Source organism: Massilia haematophila, assembly GCF_042647645.1.
Taxonomy (GTDB): Bacteria; Pseudomonadota; Gammaproteobacteria; order Burkholderiales; family Burkholderiaceae_D; genus Telluria; species Telluria haematophila.
In genome coordinates this window covers 877578-896177 of sequence record NZ_JBHRVV010000001.1, presented here as the reverse complement: position 1 = coordinate 896177, position 18600 = coordinate 877578, and the positions used below count along the sequence as shown (strand labels likewise).

Sequence of the window (18600 nt, the reverse complement as noted above, 5' to 3'; positions counted from 1 at the left end):
TCATGACACGTATTCTCGTTTGCGAAGACAAGGCCTTGCAGGATGGCGAGGCAATCAAGGTCGACGGTCCCGGCGACGCGGTCGCGGTGTTCCGTTCGAACGGCGAGGTGTTTGCCCTGGCCGACCGCTGCAGCCACGGCAATGCCTCGATGTCCGAGGGCTATGTGGAGGACGACGGCACGGTCGAGTGCCCGCTGCATGCGGCGCGCTTTTGCCTGAAGACCGGCGCCGCCCTGTGCCAGCCGGCCACCGAGCCGTTGCGCACCTTCCCGGTCGCAGTGGTGGACGGCAACATCTACGTCGACGTGCCGGAGGCCGCATGAGCGCCGCGCAGGAAACGCAACACCCGGGCTGGCTGCAAGGCCAGGTGGCCTTGATCACCGGCGGCGGATCGGGACTCGGGCTGGCGCTGGTCGAGCGCTTCCTGCGCGAGGGTTGCCGGGTCGGCGTGTTGGAGCGCGCGCCGGACAAGGTGGCCGCATTGAACGCCCGCTTCGGCGCCGACGTGGTGGCCGTGCAGGGCGACGTGCGCTCGCACCAGGACAATGCGCGCGCCGTGGCGGCCACGCTGGAGCGCTTCGACCGACTCGACACCTTCATCGGCAACGCGGCGATCTGGGACCATGCCTCCTGCCTGATGGACCTGAGCCCCGAGCAGCTGGACCAGGGTTTCGACGAGCTGTTCCCGATCAACGTGAAGGGCTACCTGCTCGGCGCCAAGGCCGCCGCTGCGGCCCTGGTCGAGAGCGAGGGCAGCATGATCTTCACGCTGTCGAACTCCTCGTTCTACCCGGGCGGCGGCGGACCGCTCTATACCGCCAGCAAGCACGCGGCGGTCGGCCTGATCCGCCAGCTGGCCTACGAACTGGCGCCCAAGGTGCGCGTCAACGGCGTCGGCCCCTGCGGCATGGCGAGCGACCTGCGCGGACCGGCGGCGCTCGGCCAGGAAGGCAAGCGCATCATGGATTCGCGCTCGCCCGAGGCGATCGCCGGCATCCTGCCCTTGCAGTTCTTCCCCGAACCGGCCGACTTCACCGGCCCCTACGTGATGCTCGCCTCGCGCGCCAACAACCGCGTGCTAAGCGGCGTGATGATCAACGCCGATGCCGGCCTGGGAATCCGCGGCATCCGCCACGTCGCGGGCGGCCTGCATCTCTGATGCAGGCGGCATCCCGGCCATCCATGTCGAGATAGAAAATATGAAACGACCCGTTTATGTCATCGTCGGTGCCGGCCAGGCCGGTGCGAATGCCGCCGCCGAACTGCGCAGGCAAGGTTTCGCGGGCCGCGTGCTCCTGGTGGGCGACGAAGCGCACCCGCCGTACGAGCGTCCGCCGCTGTCCAAGGACGTGCTGCTGCGTCCGCAGGAGACGCGCTGCGCGGTGCATCCCGACCGGTTCTACGACGACCAGGACATCGAACTCAAGCTCGGCGTGGCCGGCGCCGTGCCCGATGCCGGGGCGCGCACGCTGACGCTCGGGGATGGCGAAACCATCGCCTACGACAAGCTGCTGATCGCGACCGGCGCCCGCGCGCGCCGCCTGCCGCTGCTCGATGCGCTCGGCCCCAACGTGCATACGCTGCGCACGCTCGACGACGCGCGGCAACTGGCAGGAGAACTGCAGCCGGGCCGCCGGATCGTGCTGGTCGGCGCCGGCGTCATCGGCCTGGAACTGGCGTCCAGCGCGGTCGATCTCGGTGCACAGGTGACCGTGATCGAAGCCACGCCCGCGGCCATGGGGCGCTGTGCACCGCCGCTGCTGGGCGCCTTCCTGTGCGACGTCCACCGCGGGCGCGGCGTGACCCTGCGTTTCGGCGCGGGGATCGCGAGCGCGGTGCGTGAACAGGGCGAACAGGACGAGATCGTCCTGACCTTGGAGGACGGCACGCGCATCGCCGGCGACGCCGTCATCTACGGCATCGGCGTGGAACCCGACACCGCGCTGGCGCAAGCGGCGGGCCTGGCGATCGACAACGGGGTCGTGATCGACGCCCAGTGCCGCACGTCCGATCCGCATATCTACGCAGCCGGCGACGTCGCCAGCCGCTTCGACGCCGCCAGCGGCCGCCATCAACGGCGCGAAACCTGGGAAAACGCACAGCAACAGGGAATCGCCGCCGCGCGCGCCATGCTCGGCCTGGCGCCGGAGCCCGAGAGCGCGCCCTGGTTCTGGACCGACCAGTGCGGCCTGAATGTCCAGTTTGTCGGCGACATGGCCGCGCCCGAGTGGATCGTCCGCGGCGAACTGGCCGCGCCCCCATGCGTCCTGTTCGGCCTCGATGGCGAAGGCGCGCTGGTGGGCGCCGTGACCGTCAACCTTGGGCGCGAGATGCGCAGCGCACGCGAACTCGTGGAGCGGCGCGCAAGGCTCGCGCGCGACGTCCTGCTCGACCCGCAGCAGCCGCTGCGCGCCCTGGCCAAGGCGGCGAGCGCGCCCCAGCCGGGCAGCGCGCTGGACTGCGCGGCCGCCTGAGCCCGGAACGCCCCGTGCCCGGCACCGCCGGGCCGGTGCCGATTCCTCTTTTTGACCGATCCGTCGACCGACGGCTGGAGCTTGCCAATGCCAATTCATCTTGAATGCCTTTCCCATACGCCCCTCCACGGCTACTTCGATCCGGCCCCGGAAGTGCTGGCCGACGTCGAGCGCGTGCAGGCGGCGGCACGCGAGCGCGTGCTTGCCTACGACCCGGAGCTGGTCGTCGTGTTCTCGCCCGACCATTACAACGGCTTCTTCTACGACGTGATGCCGCCCTTCTGCATCGGTGCGGCGGCCGACTCGATCGGCGACTACAAGAGCCTGGCCGGGCCGCTGGACGTGCCGGGCGCGCTCGCCAGCGAACTGGCGCAAAGCGTGCTGGCCGCCGACATCGACGTCGCGCTGTCCTGGCGCATGCAGGTCGACCACGGCTGCGCGCAGGCGCTGGAAGTGCTGACGGGCGCGCTCGACCGCTACCCCGTGATCCCGGTGTTCATCAATTCGGTGGCGCCGCCGATGGCGTCGCTGCGCCGCGCGCGCCTGCTGGGCGAGGCCATCGGACGCTACCTGGCGCGCACCGGCAAGCGGGTGCTGGTCATCGGCTCGGGCGGCATCTCGCACGAGCCGCCGGTGCCGGAACTGGCGGGCGCCAGCACGGAAGTGGCCGAGCGCCTCATCGCCGGCCGCAATCCGTCGCCCGAGGCGCGCGCTGCGCGCCAGGAACGCACCGTTGCCGCCGCCAGGGCGTTCACGGCGGGCACCAGCAGCATGCGACCGCTGAACCCGGAATGGGACCTGGCCTTCCTCGAACGGCTGGCCACCGAGCTGCCGGCCGTGGACGGCATGACGGACGCGGCGATCACGCGCGACGGCGGCAAGTCCGCCCACGAGATCCGCACCTGGGTCGCCGCCTTCGGCGCCCTGTCCGCCTGCGGGCCCTACCGTGCGTCGATCGACTTTTACCGCCCGATTCCCGAATGGATTGCGGGTTTCGGGGCCATGCACGCCGTCCCCGTGGCGGCGGCATAAACCAAGGAGGAGGCCAAGATGTCCGAACAACTCATACACACCCTTGCCGGCAGGCTGCGCGAGGCCGAGCACGCGCGCCGGCCGGTGGCGCCGGTGCGGCGGGAAATCGCGCCCGGCGACATGGCGCTGACGTACGCCGTCCAGCAGGCGAACGTCGACGCCCGCCTGGCGCAGGGCGAGCGCATCGTCGGGCGCAAGATCGGCCTGACCTCGCTCGCCGTGCAACAGCAGCTGGGCGTGGACCGGCCCGACTTCGGCGCGCTGTTTGCGAACATGGCCTACGGCGACGGCGAACCGATGCCGCTGTCGCGCCTGATCCAGCCGAAAGTCGAAGCCGAGATCGCCCTCGTGCTCGAGCGCGACCTCACGCACGAGAAGCACAGCTTCGCCGACATCATGTCGGCCACGGCATATGCGGTGGCCGCCATCGAAGTGGTCGACAGCCGCATCCAGGACTGGAACATCCGGTTTGTCGACACCGTCGCCGACAACGCGTCGAGCGCACTGTTCGTCCTCGGCTCGCGTCCGGTGCCGCTGCGCAAGCTGGACCTCGCCGCCTGCCGGATGACGATGGACCGCGCCGGCGAACAGGTGTCGAAGGGCATCGGCGCCGCCTGCCTCGGCAACCCCTTGAACGCGGCAGCGTGGCTGGCCGACACGATGGTGAAGCTGGGCACGCCTTTGCGTGCCGGCGATGTGGTACTGACCGGCGCGCTCGGGCCGATGGCGGCCGTGACGCAGCCGGGAACATTCACGGCGCAGCTCGACGGCCTGGGCAGCGTACGCGCGGTATTCAGCGAATAAGGACAAGGACTCAAGCGATGAGCAAGAAACTCAAGGCCGCGATCATCGGATCGGGCAACATCGGCACGGATCTGATGATCAAGATCCTGCGGCACGGCAAGCACATCGAGATGGCGGCGATGGTCGGCATCGATCCCAACTCGGACGGCCTGGCGCGTGCGGCGCGCATGGGCGTGGCGGTCACGCACGAAGGCGTGGAAGGCCTGGCGCGGCTGCCGGCGTTTGCCGACATCGACCTCGTGTTCGACGCCACCTCGGCGTCGGCGCACGTCAGGAACGACGCCTTCCTGCGCCAGCTCAAACCTGGCATCCGCATGGTCGACCTGACCCCGGCCGCCATCGGCCCCTACTGCATTCCCGTGGTGAACGGCGACGCCCATCTCGACGCGCCGAACGTGAACATGGTCACCTGCGGCGGCCAGGCCACGATCCCGATGGTGGCGGCGGTCGCGCGCGTGGCCAAGGTCTTCTATGGCGAAATCGTGGCCTCGATCTCCAGCAAGTCGGCCGGCCCCGGCACCCGCGCCAACATCGACGAGTTCACGGAAACGACGTCCCAGGCGATCGAACAGGTCGGCGGCGCGCAAAAGGGCAAGGCCATCATCGTGCTGAACCCGGCCGAGCCGCCGCTGATGATGCGCGACACGGTCTACTGCATGACCGAGCTCGATGCCGACCAGGAAGCGATCCGCCGCTCGGTCCAGGAGATGGCGGCCGCCGTGCAGGAATACGTGCCCGGCTACCGCCTGAAGCAGGAGGTGCAGTTCGACCGGCTGGAACAGGGCGTCAACCTGCCCGGCATCGGCAGGACGGCCGGCCTGAAAGTGTCCGTCTTCCTGGAAGTCGAAGGCGCGGCCCACTATCTCCCGGCCTATGCCGGCAACCTCGACATCATGACCAGCGCGGCGCTGAAGACGGCCGAACGCATGGCGGAGCGTCAACTGTCCGCAGTCGCGGCGTAAGCGGAAGGAATGCACATGTTCGACAAGACCCGGAAAATCTATGTCTCCGACGTCACCCTGCGCGACGGCATGCACGCGGTGCGCCACCAGTACAGCCTGGAGCAGGCCGTCGCGATCGCAAAGGCGCTCGACGCAGCGAAGGTCGATTCCATCGAAGTCGCCCACGGCGACGGCCTGCAGGGCGCGAGTTTCAACTACGGCTTCGGCGCCCACACGGACCTGGAGTGGATCGCGGCGGTCGCCGGCGTCGTAAAGCACGCGAAAGTGGCCACGCTGCTGTTGCCGGGCATCGGCACCATCCACGACCTGAAGAACGCCCATGATGCCGGCGCGCGCATCGTGCGCGTGGCAACCCACTGCACCGAAGCCGACATCTCGCGCCAGCACATCGAATATGCCCGCGAACTGGGCATGGACACGGTGGGCTTCCTCATGATGAGCCACATGACCACGCCGCAGCAGCTGGCCCAGGAAGCGAAGAAGATGGAAAGCTACGGCGCCACGACCATCTACGTGGTGGACTCGGGCGGCGCGATGAACATGTACGACATCGCCGACCGCTTCAAGGCGCTCAAGGACGTGCTCGAGCCGCAAACGCAGACCGGCATGCACGCCCACCACAACCTGTCGCTGGGCGTGGCCAACTCGATCGTGGCGCTGGAACACGGCTGCGACCGCATCGACGCCAGCCTGACCGGCATGGGCGCGGGCGCGGGCAATGCGCCGCTCGAAGTGTTCATCGCGGCCGTCGACCGCATGGGACTGAACCACGGCTGCGACGTCAGGAAGCTGATCGACGCCGCCGAAGACATCGTACGCCCCATGCAGGAGCGTCCGGTGCGCGTGGACCGCGAAACCCTGGCCCTCGGTTATGCCGGCGTCTACAGCAGCTTCCTGCGCCACTCGGAAAGCGCGGCGCAGAAGTACGGCCTGCCGGCCTTCGACATCCTGGTCGAACTGGACAAGCGCCGCATGGTCGGCGGGCAGGAAGACATGATCGTCGACGTCGCGCTCGACATGCTCAAGCGCGGCGCGGCACAGCAGAACCATTGACAAGCAAAGGAGACACGAGATGACCAACAACGCATCCACGCTGGACGAAGCAGCGACGAGCAGGTTCGTACGGATCAGACACGGCGAACTGGACCTGAACATCCACTACAACGACGTCGGCAGCGGCGCGGAAACGGTCGTGATGCTGCACGGCTCCGGCCCCGGCGCGACCGGCTGGGCGAACTTCCACCGCAACATCGAACCGCTGGTCGCCGCTGGCTACCGCGTGATCCTGATGGATTGCCCGGGCTGGGGCAAGAGCGACACGATCGTCAACACCGGATCGCGCTCGGAGCTGAACGCGGCCATCCTGAAGGCATTGATCGATGCGCTGGCGATCGACCGGGTGCACATCGTCGGCAATTCGATGGGCGGGCATAGTGCGGTGGCGTTCACGCTGGCCAATCCGGAGCGCATCGGCAAGCTGATCCTGATGGGCGGCGGCACCGGCGGACCGAGCCTGTATGCGCCGATGCCGACCGAGGGCATCAAGCTGCTCAACGGCGTCTATCGCGAGCCGACCATCGAGAACCTGAAGCGCCTGATGAACGTCTTCGTGTACGATGCCACCGCGATCACCGACGCACTGATGGAGCAGCGCCTGGCCAACATCCTGGCGCGGCGCGACCACCTGGAGAGCTTCCTGAAGAGCCTCGCGGCCAATCCGAAACAGTTCACCGATTACGGGCCGCGCCTGGGCGAGATCGCCGCGCAGACGCTGGTGGTCTGGGGCCGCGACGACCGCTTCGTGGCCATGGACACCGGCCTCAAGCTGATCGCGGGAATCCCGAACGCACAGCTGCACGTCTTCAACCGTTGCGGCCACTGGGTACAGTGGGAACATGCCGATGCATTCAATCGCATGGTCCTGGACTTTCTTGCCCACTGAAGAAACCCCGGCCCGTCGCCCGACCCAGGGGCGGCGCGGCCGCCCGCACCCAGGGTCTGTCTGACTGAATTCAAGCCGTTTTGGCTCTGCATGCAGAGTGGACGGGCGCCTTTTGCGCGTTCAGCCAGATACACCCTGGCCCGCGCGCACGGCGCCCGCCTGCGATCAGAACTTCGCCTCGACCGTCGCCCGCAGCGACACCCCGACCGGATACACCCCACGCCGCACCACCAGCCCGCGCCCATCCTCGAGATAGCTGCTGCGGTGCGTGAAGTCCTGGTCCAGCAGGTTCTGGCCCGCCACGCGCAGCTGCAGCTTGGGCGTGAACTTGTAGAGCACATAGGCTTCCAGGTCGCGCCGCGCCTCGATATAGGAGGTCTGGCGCTCGGACAGGCGGACCTGCCCGCCCTGCTTGTAGGCGAAGCTGGCGCCGGTGCTGAAGCTGCCCTTCTTGTAGTCGGCGCCGAGGTTGGCCGACAGCGGCGTCTGGCCGTCCAGGCGGTTGTCCGGTCCGGGCACGCCGTCCACCTCCGACCAGTTGCGGCTCAGGCTGGCGCACAGGTCGATCGCCGGCGCGCCTTCCATGACCGCCTTCAGCGGGAATTTCGCTTCCAGCTCCAGCCCGCGCGTCTCGGCGCGACCGGCGTTCATCGGCATCGCGACCCAGCGCGCGCCGTCGAAGTCGACCAGGTTGCGGGTATAGCCGTCGATGCGGCGCGAGGAGACGCTGGCCGACAGCAGCGCGCCTTCCGCCCAGTAGTGCTCGTACGAGAGGTCGAAGCCCAGCGCCAGTTCCGGCTGCAGGTCCGGATTGCCCTGGTAGTCGGGATCGGTCGAGCGGTTGTCGACCGAGGTCTGGCGGCGCGGGATCAGGCTCGACACGTTCGGCGCCTTGTAGGTACGGGTGACGGCAAAGCGCACCTGGTCGCCCTTGGTCTCAGGGATCTTCCACAGGGTTTGCAGCACCGGGCTCCAGACGCTCGAGCGCGAGCGGCCGGTGTCGAAGGTATTGCCCGAGGTGCGGGTGCGGATGCCCTCCCAGCGCGCGCCGAGATAGACCGACAGGCGCGGGCTGAGGCTCCACTCGTCCTGCGCATACAGCGCCAGGCGCGCGACCTGGGCCTCGAACTGTTCGCCCTCCGGCAGGCCTGGCAACACCAGGCGGCCGGCTTCCAGCTCGACGCGTTCGTCCTCGCGCGTGTTGTAGCCGCCGTCCCAGCCCATGCCCAGTGCATGGCCTTCGAACATCGTCTTCGAAAATTTACCGGTGCTGGTCACGCCGCGGTCCTCGCTGTTCGAGGCGACGAGGTTATCCAGCGGGCGCAGCGCGCCGGCGGGCGTGGCGCGGCGCTGCTCGTTGTCGCTCTCGCCGCGCTGCACGCCCAGCTTGGTGTCGAGCTTGGCGCCGTCGGCCATCTTGTGCACCCAGTTCAACTCGGTGCGGAAGTAGCTGTTCTTCGACTCGTTCGCCAGGTTCAGGTTCGGATACGGCGCCGGCGCGCCGATGGCGGTGCGCGCGGCTTCGTCCGTGCGCGTCCTGAACTTGCCGGCATTGAGGAAGGTCTGGGACGTGAGGGTGTCGCCGTTCTCCAGGTTCCAGTTCAGGCGCGGCGCCAGGCTGGCGTAGGTGAAGGAGCCGTCCTCGACGCCGACCGTGCTGCGCGCCTGGGTCTGCAGGCCGCTGTCGGCAAACGCGTCCTCGGTGACGGTGGCCGTGCGTCCGAAGCTTTCGTGGGCGGCGGCGCCCGAGATCGAATACGACATCTTCCCCAGCTTGTCGGACAGCTGCAGGTTCAGGTTTGGCCCGCGCGCGCCGCTGCTGGAGCGGCGCATGCCGACCTTCAGTTCGCGCTGGGCGCTGCGGACCGCTCGCTTGAGCACGATGTTGATGGTGCCGGCCACCGACTGGGTCGAGAACTCGGCGCTGGCCGCGCGCAGCACCTCGATGCGCTCGATCACGTCGGGCGCGAGCTGGTCGATCGAGAAGCCGGCCGGCGCGCGTTCGCCGTTGATCAGGATCTGGGTGTAGCCGGCGCCCAGGCCGCGCATGCGGATCTCGCCGCCGCGGCCGTTGCTGCTGTTGACGGTGATGCCGGGCACGCGCTTGAGCACGTCGGTCACGCTGGTGTCGCCGTACTTGACGATCTCTTCCTGGCTGACCACGATCTTGGTCGCCGTGTCGTCGCGGCGCGGGTCGTAGGCCTCGGCGCTGCCCTTGACCTCGACCGTCTGCATCTTCTGCGCGGGCGCGGGCGTGACATGTTCAGCCTTGGTGGTGCCTGGTTGCGGGGTTTCCTGGGCGTGCAGCGGAAAGGTGGAAGCGAGTGCCGCGGCCAGCAGCGTCAGGCGGATCGGGGAAAAAGCGGGGTGCATATCGTACAGACAATGAAGGAAGCGCGTATTGTCGTTCAGTTTTGGCCATTTGCGTTGCCATGGAGAATATTTTTTTGATATGCATGCCCGGCCCGACAAGCAGCGGACGCCCGCTAACGGGCCGATGCGCTACACTGGGCAGCCACGGCCGCTGCATAAAACAATGATATGCACCGGCGCGTCCCTTATTTATAATTCGCAATCCTTATTGTCTGGGGCCTCGAACCGTGTCCGACCGCTTTAAAGTACTGCCACAATACGTCCTGCCGAAGCAGGCGCTGACCTCGTTTGCCGGACGCGTCGCCGGCGCCAGAGGCGGCGCAATGACGACCCGCCTGATCCGCTGGTTCGTCGGCAAGTATGGCGTCGACATGGCCGAGGCGGCCAATCCCGACATCGCCAGCTACGCCAGCTTCAACGAATTCTTCACCCGGCCGCTGAAGGATGGCGTGCGTCCGCTGGCGCAAGCGGACTTCGTCTGCCCGGTCGACGGCGCGATCAGCCAGTTCGGCGCGATCGACGACCACCGCATCCTGCAGGCCAAGGGCCACAAGTTCACCACCGCCGAACTGGTCGGCGGCGACGCCCAGCTGGCCTCGCACTTCCAGCACGGCAGCTTCGCGAATCTCTACCTGAGCCCGAAGGACTACCACCGCATCCACATGCCCTGCGACGGCCGCCTGACGCGCATGATCTACGTCCCCGGCGCCCTGTTCTCGGTGAACCCGACCACGGCACGCGGCGTGCCCGGCCTGTTCGCGCGCAACGAGCGCGTGGTGTGCGTGTTCGAGTCCGAGGAATTCGGCACCTTCGTCATGGTGCTGGTGGGCGCCACCATCGTCGGCAGCATGGCCACCGCCTGGCATGGCGTGGTCAATCCGCCGCGCATGGCGCGCATCTGCGACTGGACCTACGACACCCAGCCGGTGGTGCTGAAGAAAGGCGAAGAGATGGGCCGCTTCCTGCTCGGCTCGACGGTCGTGATGCTGTTCAAGGAAAACACCATCCGCTTCAACGAGCAGTGGGCGCCGGAGCGTTCGGTGCGCCTGGGCGAGTTGATGGGGAACCGGCCGGCGCCCGCTGCCTGACGAACAGGCCGCGGCCAGGGCGTCAGCGCCATTGAATTGCCGAGCGGCACGACGCATAATCTTTCACAGTCCATCCTGAAAGACACCATGCCGACCTCGACCAGCTCCTCCCATTTTTTCGTGAACACCGATCTCAAGTGGTATAAACGCCATCATCCGAGCGCGGTCGTCGACAATCCGATCCACTTCTGGCTGAGGGAAGGCTATGCCTACCTCACTCCGAAACCGGTTCCCGGTACCCCACCCGGCGATGGCGTGCAGCAGGACATGCACAATGCGTATGCGGATCATCTGCGCCAGATGAAAAAAGGTGACGTCATCTATGCATACGAGAGCATGACCGGCGCGGGCTATGTCGCCGCCGGCATCGTGCAGGAGAGCTGGGACGAACAGGAGCACGCCGGGCGCGCGGAGTTATTCAGGGACGAGCATGAGCTGTATTACCGGATCCGGGTCGCGTGGGATGCCGGCTTCCACTGTTCTTTGAAGGATTTGCGCGCATCGGGCTTCAGTCACCCGATTCCCGCCATCGGCGCCATCCGCGACCGGGAACGCATCGCCTTCCTTTCTGGCCGGCGGCGCTGAGCCGGCGCTGAAAACCAGCCGTCGCGACGACGGCTCGCTACCTGTCAAGGCGATGCTTCGGCCATCCCGGGCTGCATGGCCCCGGAAAACAGCACGTGCTTGCCGACGGCGCTCGGGACCAGGGTCAGCAGCGCCTGGGCCACGCGCTCCGCCGCGATCGGCCGCAGGTTCATCGGGATCAGCGGGCGCAGGGCGGCGCCGATGCGCGCCCCCAGTCCTTCGCCGAAACGGGCCGGTTGACCGAGCGCTGCGCGGTCGCCGAGCAGGAGCGACGGCCGGGCGATCACCAGCGCCGACCAGGGCAGCCTGGACAGCGCATGTTCGAGCTCGCCCTTCACCCGGTTGTAGAAGATGCGCGAGCCCGGGTCCGCGCCCATCGCGCTGACCAGGCCGATGCGCCGCGCGCCCGCTTCGAAGGCGGCGGTCGCCACCGCAAGGTTGGCGTCCAGGTCGACGGCGCGGAAAGCGGCGCGGCTGCCGGCCTGCCGGATCGTGGTGCCGAGCGCCAGGTAGACCTCGTCGGCCTGCGGCAAGGCCGGCAGCGCAGGCAACTCCGCGAAATCGACGACATGCGCCCGCAGCTTGGGATGCGCGCGCACTGGGGCGCGGCGGCCGAGCACGTGCACCGCGCCGACGCTGTCGTCGGCCAGCAAGCGGTCGAGGATGTGGCCGCCCACCAGCCCGGTGGCGCCGGCGAGGATCACCTTGCGGCCAGGGGCGGCCGGGATGGAGGAGTCGGTCGTGGACATGGGCGCCATTGTAGCAAGGCGCCGGCGGGCGCCTGCGCCGCTTCAGCCGACCAGACGCCCGAACATTTCGCGCGCGGCCAGGCCGCCGCCACCGATCAGCACGCCGAAATACGCGATGGTTGCGACATTGCTGACATAGCCCAGCAGTACGCAGACGCCGTCGCGCTGCAGCAGGCCGATGGCCAGGAACAGCAAGGCCACGGCCGGGAAGGTATTGCTGAACGGGATCAGGCCGAAGGGCATCATCAGCAGCACGGCGCCCAGGATCAGCGCGGCGTCGTTCAGGCGCCGCACCGGGCCGCCGGCCACCAGCCACGCGATGCGGTTCGGACGGCTCACGCGCTCGAGCCGGTGCAGCAGCGGCAGCGCCTTGCGCAACACCGGGCGCAGCTTCCTGGTCGCGAGCGTCTTGTGCTTCAGGCGCGAAGGGATCCACAGTTCGCGCCCGAGCAGGCGGGCCAGGCCGATCAGGAGGATGGCGGCGCCGAACACCGTGCTGACGCCGGGAATCGATATCGGGATCAGGAACACCAGGGTGAGCAAGGCGGCCAGGATCAGCAGGCCATCGTTGCCGACCCGCTGGATCAGTTCGCTCAGCGTGATCCCGGTACGGGGCAGCGAACGGATCAGCGCGCGGATTCGGTGGGAAAGCTGTTCGCCGTGCATGGCTGTCCTTTGGGTCTTCTATCGTGGATGGGCATTCGGAGCGACATTATAAATTGCCAAGTCGCTAACCCAAGTTCGATTGCGCCCGGTGTGCGCCGCGCGATCCTTAACGGGGACGGTAGATCGCGCACAGCTTGTTGCCGTCCGGATCGCGCACATATGCAAGGTAGAGTGCGCCCATGCTGCCTTCGCGCAGGCCCGGCGGGTTCTCGATCGAGGTGCCGCCATGCGCCAGCGCGGTGTCGTGGAACTGGTGGACCTGCTCGGGCGAATGGCACTTGAAGCCGATGGTCGCGCCGTTGCCGGGCGCCGCCGCTGCGCCGTCGATCGGCTCGGTGATGGCAAAGTTGTTGCCGTCGTGACGGTAGAAATAGCGGACGTGGCCGGACGGCGCCTGGTTGCGCACCGGTTCTCCTGCCCCGAGCGTGCCCAGCACCGCGTCGTAGAAGCGCTTCGAGCGCTCGATATCGTTCGAACCCAGCATGACGTGATTTAGCATCGTTGTTGTCTCCTTGTGTGCCGGCCCAGCGCCGGCCTGGAGAAACAGTATAGATGAACTGGCGGCTGGATTGACGGTTCGCGTTTCAGGCAAGGGCCAGCGCTTCGAGCGCGGGAATCACGTCGCGCAGGCTGGCCGCTTCGACGCTCGGGATGGCGAGCGAAGTGTTCTCGAGGCGCGCCGGATTGAACCAGCAGCTGTCGATGCCGAAGCGGTTGGCGCCGAGGATGTCCGCGTCCAGGCGGTCGCCGACGATGACCGTCTGTTCGCGCCGGAAGGCGCGCGCCATGCCGGCGGCGTAGTCGAAGAAACGGGTGTCCGGCTTGGCGTGGCCGCAGGCTTCCGAGGTCGCGACGAACGAGATGTATTCACCGAGCCCCGAGCTGGCGATGCGCCGCTTCTGGATGTGGTCGACGCCGTTGGTGATGATGCCCAGTTCGCCCATCGCGGCCAGGCTCGCGCACAGCTCGCGCGCGCCGTCGACCAGCACCACGGTCTGCGGCAGCGACTCGAGATACAGGCTGCTCGCGGCCTGCGGATCGAGCGCCAGCGCACCAAAGGCGAAGGTCTGGCGGAAGCGCTCGACCTTCAGGAAATCCTTGGTCACGGTGCCGGCTTCGAAGCTGCGCCAGAGCGCCACGTTGATCGCCTGGTAGTGCCGGAACAAGTCGTCGATGTCGCCTTGCAGGCCGAGCGCGCGCAAGGTGCGTTCGAAAGAGAGGTGTTCGGACGCGCGGAAGTCGAGCAGCGTGTCGTCCAGGTCGAAGAGGAAGAGCGTGTGTTTCAAATGCGGGCTGCGGATGGGTCGGTCTGGAGCGCATCATAGCATGCCCGGCCATGGCATCCGGGCGTCTCATGCCGCCCGACGGACGCCATGGCGAGCAGGATTTTTTCCGATCGCGCAGCGATGCGCCCGTTTGCCGCGGCGTCCACTCTCGTCCACAATCGCCGTATCAGACACCACCATGAGGTCCACCATGCTCGTCAATGCCGATTTCTCGCGCCGCGCCGTCGTCGCGCCCGACCAGTACGAATGGGTCGCTTCGCCGGAAAGCGGCGTCGAGCGGGTCATGCTGGACCGGATCGGGTTCGAGAAAGCGCGCGCCACCAGCATCGTGCGCTATGCCCCCGGCTCGCGCTTTCCCCGCCACGCGCATCCGGCCGGCGAAGAAATCCTGGTTTTGTCCGGCGTGTTCTCGGACGAGGACGGCGATTATCCTGAAGGCTGGTACCTGCGCAATCCGCCCGGTTCGGCCCACGCGCCGTCCAGCCTGGGCGGCGCCACCATCTTCGTCAAGCTGCGCCAGATGGCGGCCGACGAACGCAGCCGCGTGCGCATCGACACCCGTGCGCCCGCGTCCTGGCGCCGGCAGGGCGAGCGGGCAGTCTGCCCGCTGTTTGCCTCGGACGCCGAACAGGTCTCGCTGCAGCGCGTCGATGCGGGCGCAGCGCTTCTTGCCGCACCGGTGGCTGGCGCCGAGCTGCTGGTGCTGGCCGGCGAGATCGTCACGGGCGTGGAGCGGTACGCGGCCGGCGCCTGGATCCGCCTGCCGGCCGGCGCCTATCCGGACTACCGCGCCGGCGCGCAGGGGGCCAGTGTCTACCTGCGCATCGGGGCTCCGGCGGCGCTGCCGGACGGGGAGCAGTGACGTCTTAACTCCCCTCCTCCGTCCCCGCTTCGCTGCAGAACATCGTTTCCATCATGTCGAGGAAGGCCCGGGTCTTGGCCGGCATCAGGCGCCGCCCCGGGAACACGGCCCAGCCGGTGGCGGTCGGCATGTCCCACTCGGGCAGCACCCGTACCAGTTCCCCCTTGCGCAGCAGCGGCGCGGCGAACAGTTCGGAGCTGGCCGCGATGCCGGCGCCGCTGCAGGCGATGCGCGCCAGCAGGTCGGGCGAATTCGCGGTCAGGCGCGCCGGCAATTCGCGTTCCCAGCGCACCTTGCCGCGCGTGAGGACCCAGGGCACGGCGCCGCCGCTGCGGCTGAGCAGGCACAGCAGGTCGTGGCCGAGCAGGTCGTCCGGATGTTCCGGCAGGCCGCGCACCGCCGTGTAGCACGGCGAGGCATACAGGCCGAAGCGCTGCAACGTGACGCGGCGCGCATTCAGGGAAGCGTCGTCCGGCAGGTCGCCCATGCGGATCGCGATGTCGAAGTTCTCGGCCACCAGGTCGACCCGGCGCGGCGACAGGTCCAGCTCGACGCTCACCGCCGGGTAGCGCTCCAGGAAGCGCCCGATCATCGCGCTCATGCCGAGGTTGGCGAAGTCGGCCGGCAGCGAGATGCGCAGGCGCCCGCTGGGCGCGGCCTGGCGGTGCTGGGCCAGCGCGCCGGCCGCTTCGGCCTCTTCCGCCACCTTGCGCGCGTGCTCGAGCAGGCTGGCGCCGAACTCGGTCAGCACCAGCTTGCGCGTCGTGCGCTGCAGCAGGCGTTCGCCCAGGCGCGCCTCGAGCAGCGAGATGCGGCGCGAGACGGTCGACTTGGGCAGGTTCACCCGGACGGCGGCCTTGCTGAAGCTGCCGGCCTCCACGATGCGTGCGAACAGCAGCAGGTCATTCGGTTCGACTTCCATGAGATTGTTCCACTGACTGAATAATGTTATCCATTCTAGCGGCTTCTGGCTCGATTTTGGAACTGCTAAAGTAGCGCTTATCGAACGACAACCCTTCACGAAAAAGGAAGCCACCATGAACATCCTGCAGATCACCTCCAGCCTGCGCGGCGCCCAGTCCGAATCGACCCGCGTCGCCAACAGCATCGTCGCCAAGCTGGTCGCCGCCAACCCGGACGCGACTGTCGTAACCCGCGACCTGGCGCGCGATCCGCACCCGACGCTGGACGAAGCCGCCCTGGGCGCCCTGTTCACCCCGGCGGACCAGCGCACTGCCGAGCAGGCCGCCCGCGTGGCACTGGACGACGCGCTGATCGCCCAGGTGCAGGCCGCCGACGTGGTCGTGATCGGCGCGCCGATGTACAACTTCGGCATCCCGGTGCAGCTGAAGAGCTGGTTCGACGCCATCGCCCGTGCCGGCGTGACCTTCCGCTACACCGAGAACGGTCCGGAAGGCCTGCTGAAGAACAAGAAGGTGTTCGTTACCACCTCGCGCGGCGGCGTCTACCCGGTCGAGGCCGATCCGCAAGTGCCTTTCGTGCGCATGCTGCTGAACTTCCTGGGCATGACCGACCATACCTTCGTGTACTCGGCCGGCCAGTCCATGGGTCCTGACGCCGCGGCCAAGGGCCAGGCGGAAGCGGACGCTGCGGTCGACGCGGCCCTGGCTTAAACACCTTACGCAACAGCCGCTCCGGCGGCGCAGAACAGGAGAAGATGATGACCCAGGTAGTGAACACCCAATCCGTGACGAAGCCGCGTGGCGTCGAACGCGTGATCGCCGGACAGTACGTGATGGACGGCGCCGGCGTGAAGATCAACCGCGTCCTCACCGGAACCCTGCAGCGCCGCCTCGATCCCTTCCTGATGCTGGACGCGTTCGGCAGCGACAAGGCCGGCGACTACATCGCCGGCTTCCCGGAGCACCCGCACCGCGGCTTCGAGACCGTCACCTACATGCTGGCCGGCCGCATGCGCCACCGCGACAGCGCCGGCAACGAAGGTCTCGTGACCGACGGTGGCGTGCAGTGGATGACGGCCGGGCGCGGCGTGATCCACTCCGAGATGCCCGAGCAGAACGAGGGCCTGATGGAAGGCTTCCAGCTGTGGTTGAACCTGCCCGCGAAGGACAAGATGAGCGCGCCCTGGTACCGCGACATCCCGAACGAGGAAGTGCCGCGCTTCACGCTGGAATCCGGCGCCACCGTGCAGGTCATCGCCGGCAGCAGCCACGGCGTGGCCGGCGCCGTGCAGCGCGACGGTACCGAGCCGCTCTACCTCGACATCGCGCTGCCGGAAGGCGCGACCTTCGAGCAGCCGCTGCCGGCCGGGCACAATGCCTTCATCTACGTGTTCCGCGGCGAGGCGGTGGTGGGTGGCCGCGGCGTGCCGCAGACGCGCATGGCGATCTTCGACAACGCCGAAGGATCGGACGGCGTGGCGATCAAGGCGGTCCAGCCAACCCGCCTGCTGTTGATCGCGGGCCGTCCTCTGAAGGAACCGATCGCGCAGTACGGGCCCTTCGTGATGAATACCCAGGCCGAGTTGCACCAGGCCGTCGAGGATTTCCGTTCGGGGCGCTTCGCTTAGCGCGCCGAAGAACGCTCCCATGGCGCTTGAGCCGATTTGCCGAAACGCGGCCGGGCGGTCCTTGCATCGCCCGGCCGCGCTTGCGTTACACTTCCGTCATGTGCACTGCCCACCCTTCCCTGCCATGCCCCTGATGGACACCGTGCTCGACCTGCTCTCGAAAGCCAGCCACGCGCTGGGCTTCGAGACCATCGACCGCTTCCCCGCCGGCCACGCCTACGCGCGCACGCGCTGGGACCGCGGCTATTTCGACATCGCCTCCGACCTCAAGCCCGACGCCATCGAGCGTTCGCTGTGCGAGTCGATCGCCAACACGCCGTCGGTGTTCGCCCACATCGTGAATCCGACCCCGGCCATGCAGCGCACCCTGCTCGGCGTGATCGACACCCGCCTGCGCCGCTCCTGCAGCGCGCCGACCGACCTGGTCGCCCTGCTGATCGAGGCCTACCGCAGCCCGCACACGCTGGAAGCACGGCCCGGCCTGCGCGCCGCCATCGAGGCGACGAACGGCATGGACATGCGCGAGCGCGTGCACGCGACCCTGGCCTTCCTGGGCGCGATGCCGGCGGCCTTCGACGTCATCGAGGCGCGCGACTGAGCGCCTGTCGCGACGCCGGGGACCACGGCGGGACCTCACGGGGGACCACGTCAGCGCGGGACCGGGTTTTCTTCCGCCGACCAGGTGACCGCGGCGATCTTCCAGCCCGCCTCGGTGCGGACCAGCTGCCAGCCCTCCTTGCCCCAGGCATTCTTGTAGTCGCCGCTCATGAAGGCGTAGTCGAACCAGACCTGCGCGACCTCGCCGTCGGTGTCGATGCGCACGTTGGAGAAGGTTTCGGATTTGACTTGCCTGGACCTGGCGATGCTTTCGATAAAGGCGCGCGGACTGGCGCGCTGGACCTTGGTGGCCCGGGGCATCTTCGGGTCCTTCAGCGCCCGGTTATACCTGTCGACACTGCCGTCGGTATAGACCACGTTCCAGGCGATGTCCTCGTGCAGGAACAGCCCCATGAAGCCGGCAACGTCCTTGTCGACGATCGCTTTTCCGAAGCGGTCGATCACGCCTTCGATCTGCTCCCTGTTCGACACTGAGTCCTGAGCGAAGGTCGACTGAGGCATGGAAACAGCCAGACTGGCGGCGAGCACGGCGGCGTAGCTTGCAACTCTCATCATTTCTCCTCATGCGAAGTTATGGCAACACATATTGCCACACCCTGGCATCTAAA

The 18600-nt window shown here is 67.8% G+C and carries 21 protein-coding genes; 14 read left to right on the top strand and 7 right to left on the bottom strand.

Translation table 11 applies throughout. From position 1 onward, the window contains the following. Nucleotides 1-2 precede the first annotated feature (2 nt). The 8 genes from hcaC (at nucleotide 3) to ACFOPH_RS04100 (ending at nucleotide 7214) form a co-directional block, all read left to right on the top strand. Nucleotides 3-323 (top strand): 3-phenylpropionate/cinnamic acid dioxygenase ferredoxin subunit, encoded by a 321-nt coding sequence (hcaC, locus tag ACFOPH_RS04135; RefSeq protein ID WP_312552497.1) that lies wholly within the window; start codon nucleotides 3-5, stop codon nucleotides 321-323. After that, nucleotides 320-1159 (top strand): 3-phenylpropionate-dihydrodiol/cinnamic acid-dihydrodiol dehydrogenase, encoded by an 840-nt coding sequence (gene hcaB / locus ACFOPH_RS04130; RefSeq protein WP_379733712.1) that lies wholly within the window; start codon nucleotides 320-322, stop codon nucleotides 1157-1159. Before hcaC ends, hcaB begins: the two co-directional genes overlap by 4 nt. A 40-nt stretch (nucleotides 1160-1199) precedes the next feature. Continuing rightward, nucleotides 1200-2474, top strand: a complete 1275-nt coding sequence (gene hcaD, locus ACFOPH_RS04125; RefSeq protein WP_379733710.1) for a 3-phenylpropionate/cinnamic acid dioxygenase ferredoxin--NAD(+) reductase subunit — start codon at nucleotides 1200-1202, stop codon at nucleotides 2472-2474. An 87-nt stretch (nucleotides 2475-2561) separates the two neighbouring features. Beyond that, complete coding sequence (locus ACFOPH_RS04120; protein WP_379733708.1) at nucleotides 2562-3506, top strand: 3-carboxyethylcatechol 2,3-dioxygenase; 945 nt, start codon at nucleotides 2562-2564, stop codon at nucleotides 3504-3506. 18 nt (nucleotides 3507-3524) lie between these two features. Next, nucleotides 3525-4310, top strand: coding sequence for a 2-keto-4-pentenoate hydratase (locus ACFOPH_RS04115; protein ID WP_379733706.1), 786 nt, complete (start codon nucleotides 3525-3527; stop codon nucleotides 4308-4310). Between the two features lie 17 nt (nucleotides 4311-4327). Further along, nucleotides 4328-5272 carry an acetaldehyde dehydrogenase (acetylating) gene (locus tag ACFOPH_RS04110; RefSeq protein WP_379733704.1) on the top strand — a complete coding sequence of 315 codons (945 nt, stop codon included), beginning with the start codon at nucleotides 4328-4330 and terminating at the stop codon, nucleotides 5270-5272. 15 nt (nucleotides 5273-5287) lie between these two features. Continuing rightward, entirely contained in the window at nucleotides 5288-6325 is a 1038-nt protein-coding gene (gene dmpG / locus ACFOPH_RS04105; protein ID WP_379733702.1) for a 4-hydroxy-2-oxovalerate aldolase, read from the top strand. 19 nt (nucleotides 6326-6344) lie between these two features. Further along, complete coding sequence (locus ACFOPH_RS04100) at nucleotides 6345-7214, top strand: alpha/beta fold hydrolase (protein WP_379733700.1); 870 nt, start codon at nucleotides 6345-6347, stop codon at nucleotides 7212-7214. Between the two features lie 165 nt (nucleotides 7215-7379). On the opposite strand, the gene ACFOPH_RS04095 is transcribed toward ACFOPH_RS04100, so the two are convergent. Next, a complete protein-coding gene (locus tag ACFOPH_RS04095; protein ID WP_379733698.1) occupies nucleotides 7380-9587 on the bottom strand; it encodes a TonB-dependent receptor plug domain-containing protein in 2208 nt (735 codons plus the stop codon). A gap of 227 nt (nucleotides 9588-9814) precedes the next feature. Here ACFOPH_RS04095 and asd point away from each other — a divergent pair, with 227 nt between their 5' ends. After that, complete coding sequence (asd, locus tag ACFOPH_RS04090) at nucleotides 9815-10675, top strand: archaetidylserine decarboxylase (protein ID WP_379733696.1); 861 nt, start codon at nucleotides 9815-9817, stop codon at nucleotides 10673-10675. 87 nt (nucleotides 10676-10762) lie between these two features. After that, entirely contained in the window at nucleotides 10763-11260 is a 498-nt protein-coding gene (locus ACFOPH_RS04085; RefSeq protein ID WP_379733694.1) for a hypothetical protein, read from the top strand. A 44-nt stretch (nucleotides 11261-11304) separates the two neighbouring features. Here ACFOPH_RS04085 and ACFOPH_RS04080 read toward each other — a convergent pair whose 3' ends face one another. The 4 genes from ACFOPH_RS04080 to ACFOPH_RS04065 form a co-directional block, all read right to left on the bottom strand. Next, nucleotides 11305-12009, bottom strand: coding sequence for an NAD(P)H-binding protein (locus ACFOPH_RS04080; RefSeq protein WP_379733692.1), 705 nt, complete (start codon nucleotides 12007-12009; stop codon nucleotides 11305-11307). Between the two features lie 42 nt (nucleotides 12010-12051). Then, on the bottom strand, nucleotides 12052-12675 hold the full coding sequence (locus ACFOPH_RS04075) for an exopolysaccharide biosynthesis protein (protein ID WP_312549793.1): 624 nt from the start codon (nucleotides 12673-12675) through the stop codon (nucleotides 12052-12054). A gap of 106 nt (nucleotides 12676-12781) precedes the next feature. Beyond that, complete coding sequence (locus tag ACFOPH_RS04070; protein WP_312549792.1) at nucleotides 12782-13174, bottom strand: VOC family protein; 393 nt, start codon at nucleotides 13172-13174, stop codon at nucleotides 12782-12784. An 85-nt stretch (nucleotides 13175-13259) separates the two neighbouring features. Beyond that, nucleotides 13260-13961, bottom strand: coding sequence for a YjjG family noncanonical pyrimidine nucleotidase (locus tag ACFOPH_RS04065; RefSeq protein ID WP_379733689.1), 702 nt, complete (start codon nucleotides 13959-13961; stop codon nucleotides 13260-13262). 190 nt (nucleotides 13962-14151) lie between these two features. On the opposite strand from ACFOPH_RS04065, the gene ACFOPH_RS04060 reads away from it, so the two are divergent. Continuing rightward, entirely contained in the window at nucleotides 14152-14823 is a 672-nt protein-coding gene (locus ACFOPH_RS04060) for a cupin domain-containing protein (RefSeq protein ID WP_312549790.1), read from the top strand. 4 nt (nucleotides 14824-14827) lie between these two features. Here ACFOPH_RS04060 and ACFOPH_RS04055 read toward each other — a convergent pair whose 3' ends face one another. Then, nucleotides 14828-15745 (bottom strand): LysR family transcriptional regulator, encoded by a 918-nt coding sequence (locus ACFOPH_RS04055; RefSeq protein WP_312549789.1) that lies wholly within the window; start codon nucleotides 15743-15745, stop codon nucleotides 14828-14830. A 115-nt stretch (nucleotides 15746-15860) separates the two neighbouring features. Here ACFOPH_RS04055 and ACFOPH_RS04050 point away from each other — a divergent pair, with 115 nt between their 5' ends. The 3 genes from ACFOPH_RS04050 to ACFOPH_RS04040 all read left to right on the top strand — a co-directional run bounded on the left by ACFOPH_RS04050 (nucleotide 15861) and on the right by ACFOPH_RS04040 (nucleotide 17972). Next, nucleotides 15861-16457, top strand: coding sequence for an FMN-dependent NADH-azoreductase (locus ACFOPH_RS04050; protein WP_312549787.1), 597 nt, complete (start codon nucleotides 15861-15863; stop codon nucleotides 16455-16457). Between the two features lie 47 nt (nucleotides 16458-16504). After that, on the top strand, nucleotides 16505-17374 hold the full coding sequence (locus ACFOPH_RS04045) for a pirin family protein (RefSeq protein WP_312549804.1): 870 nt from the start codon (nucleotides 16505-16507) through the stop codon (nucleotides 17372-17374). A gap of 124 nt (nucleotides 17375-17498) precedes the next feature. Further along, entirely contained in the window at nucleotides 17499-17972 is a 474-nt protein-coding gene (locus ACFOPH_RS04040; RefSeq protein ID WP_312549786.1) for a hypothetical protein, read from the top strand. Nucleotides 17973-18022: 50 nt separating this feature from the next. Here the strand turns inward: ACFOPH_RS04040 and ACFOPH_RS04035 are convergent, their stop codons facing one another. After that, the gene (locus ACFOPH_RS04035) at nucleotides 18023-18547 is read right to left on the bottom strand and encodes a hypothetical protein (protein WP_312549784.1); all 525 of its coding nucleotides are present in this window, start codon (nucleotides 18545-18547) and stop codon (nucleotides 18023-18025) included. Nucleotides 18548-18600: the final 53 nt, after the last annotated feature.

Bases quoted from the DNA above. Each gene is read 5' to 3' on its own strand.
- ACFOPH_RS04075 (WP_312549793.1), bottom strand. From the start codon at position 12,675: ATGCACGGCGAACAGCTTTCCCACCGAATCCGCGCGCTGATCCGTTCG.
- ACFOPH_RS04045 (WP_312549804.1), top strand. From the start codon at position 16,505: ATGACCCAGGTAGTGAACACCCAATCCGTGACGAAGCCGCGTGGCGTC.
- ACFOPH_RS04070 (WP_312549792.1), bottom strand. From the start codon at position 13,174: ATGCTAAATCACGTCATGCTGGGTTCGAACGATATCGAGCGCTCGAAG.
- ACFOPH_RS04035 (WP_312549784.1), bottom strand. From the start codon at position 18,547: ATGATGAGAGTTGCAAGCTACGCCGCCGTGCTCGCCGCCAGTCTGGCT.
- ACFOPH_RS04100 (WP_379733700.1), top strand. From the start codon at position 6,345: ATGACCAACAACGCATCCACGCTGGACGAAGCAGCGACGAGCAGGTTC.
- ACFOPH_RS04110 (WP_379733704.1), top strand. From the start codon at position 4,328: ATGAGCAAGAAACTCAAGGCCGCGATCATCGGATCGGGCAACATCGGC.
- ACFOPH_RS04095 (WP_379733698.1), bottom strand. From the start codon at position 9,587: ATGCACCCCGCTTTTTCCCCGATCCGCCTGACGCTGCTGGCCGCGGCA.
- ACFOPH_RS04115 (WP_379733706.1), top strand. From the start codon at position 3,525: ATGTCCGAACAACTCATACACACCCTTGCCGGCAGGCTGCGCGAGGCC.
- ACFOPH_RS04080 (WP_379733692.1), bottom strand. From the start codon at position 12,009: ATGTCCACGACCGACTCCTCCATCCCGGCCGCCCCTGGCCGCAAGGTG.
- hcaC (WP_312552497.1), top strand. From the start codon at position 3: ATGACACGTATTCTCGTTTGCGAAGACAAGGCCTTGCAGGATGGCGAG.
- ACFOPH_RS04050 (WP_312549787.1), top strand. From the start codon at position 15,861: ATGAACATCCTGCAGATCACCTCCAGCCTGCGCGGCGCCCAGTCCGAA.
- dmpG (WP_379733702.1), top strand. From the start codon at position 5,288: ATGTTCGACAAGACCCGGAAAATCTATGTCTCCGACGTCACCCTGCGC.
- ACFOPH_RS04085 (WP_379733694.1), top strand. From the start codon at position 10,763: ATGCCGACCTCGACCAGCTCCTCCCATTTTTTCGTGAACACCGATCTC.
- ACFOPH_RS04120 (WP_379733708.1), top strand. From the start codon at position 2,562: ATGCCAATTCATCTTGAATGCCTTTCCCATACGCCCCTCCACGGCTAC.
- ACFOPH_RS04040 (WP_312549786.1), top strand. From the start codon at position 17,499: ATGCCCCTGATGGACACCGTGCTCGACCTGCTCTCGAAAGCCAGCCAC.
- hcaD (WP_379733710.1), top strand. From the start codon at position 1,200: ATGAAACGACCCGTTTATGTCATCGTCGGTGCCGGCCAGGCCGGTGCG.
- ACFOPH_RS04055 (WP_312549789.1), bottom strand. From the start codon at position 15,745: ATGGAAGTCGAACCGAATGACCTGCTGCTGTTCGCACGCATCGTGGAG.
- hcaB (WP_379733712.1), top strand. From the start codon at position 320: ATGAGCGCCGCGCAGGAAACGCAACACCCGGGCTGGCTGCAAGGCCAG.
- ACFOPH_RS04060 (WP_312549790.1), top strand. From the start codon at position 14,152: ATGCTCGTCAATGCCGATTTCTCGCGCCGCGCCGTCGTCGCGCCCGAC.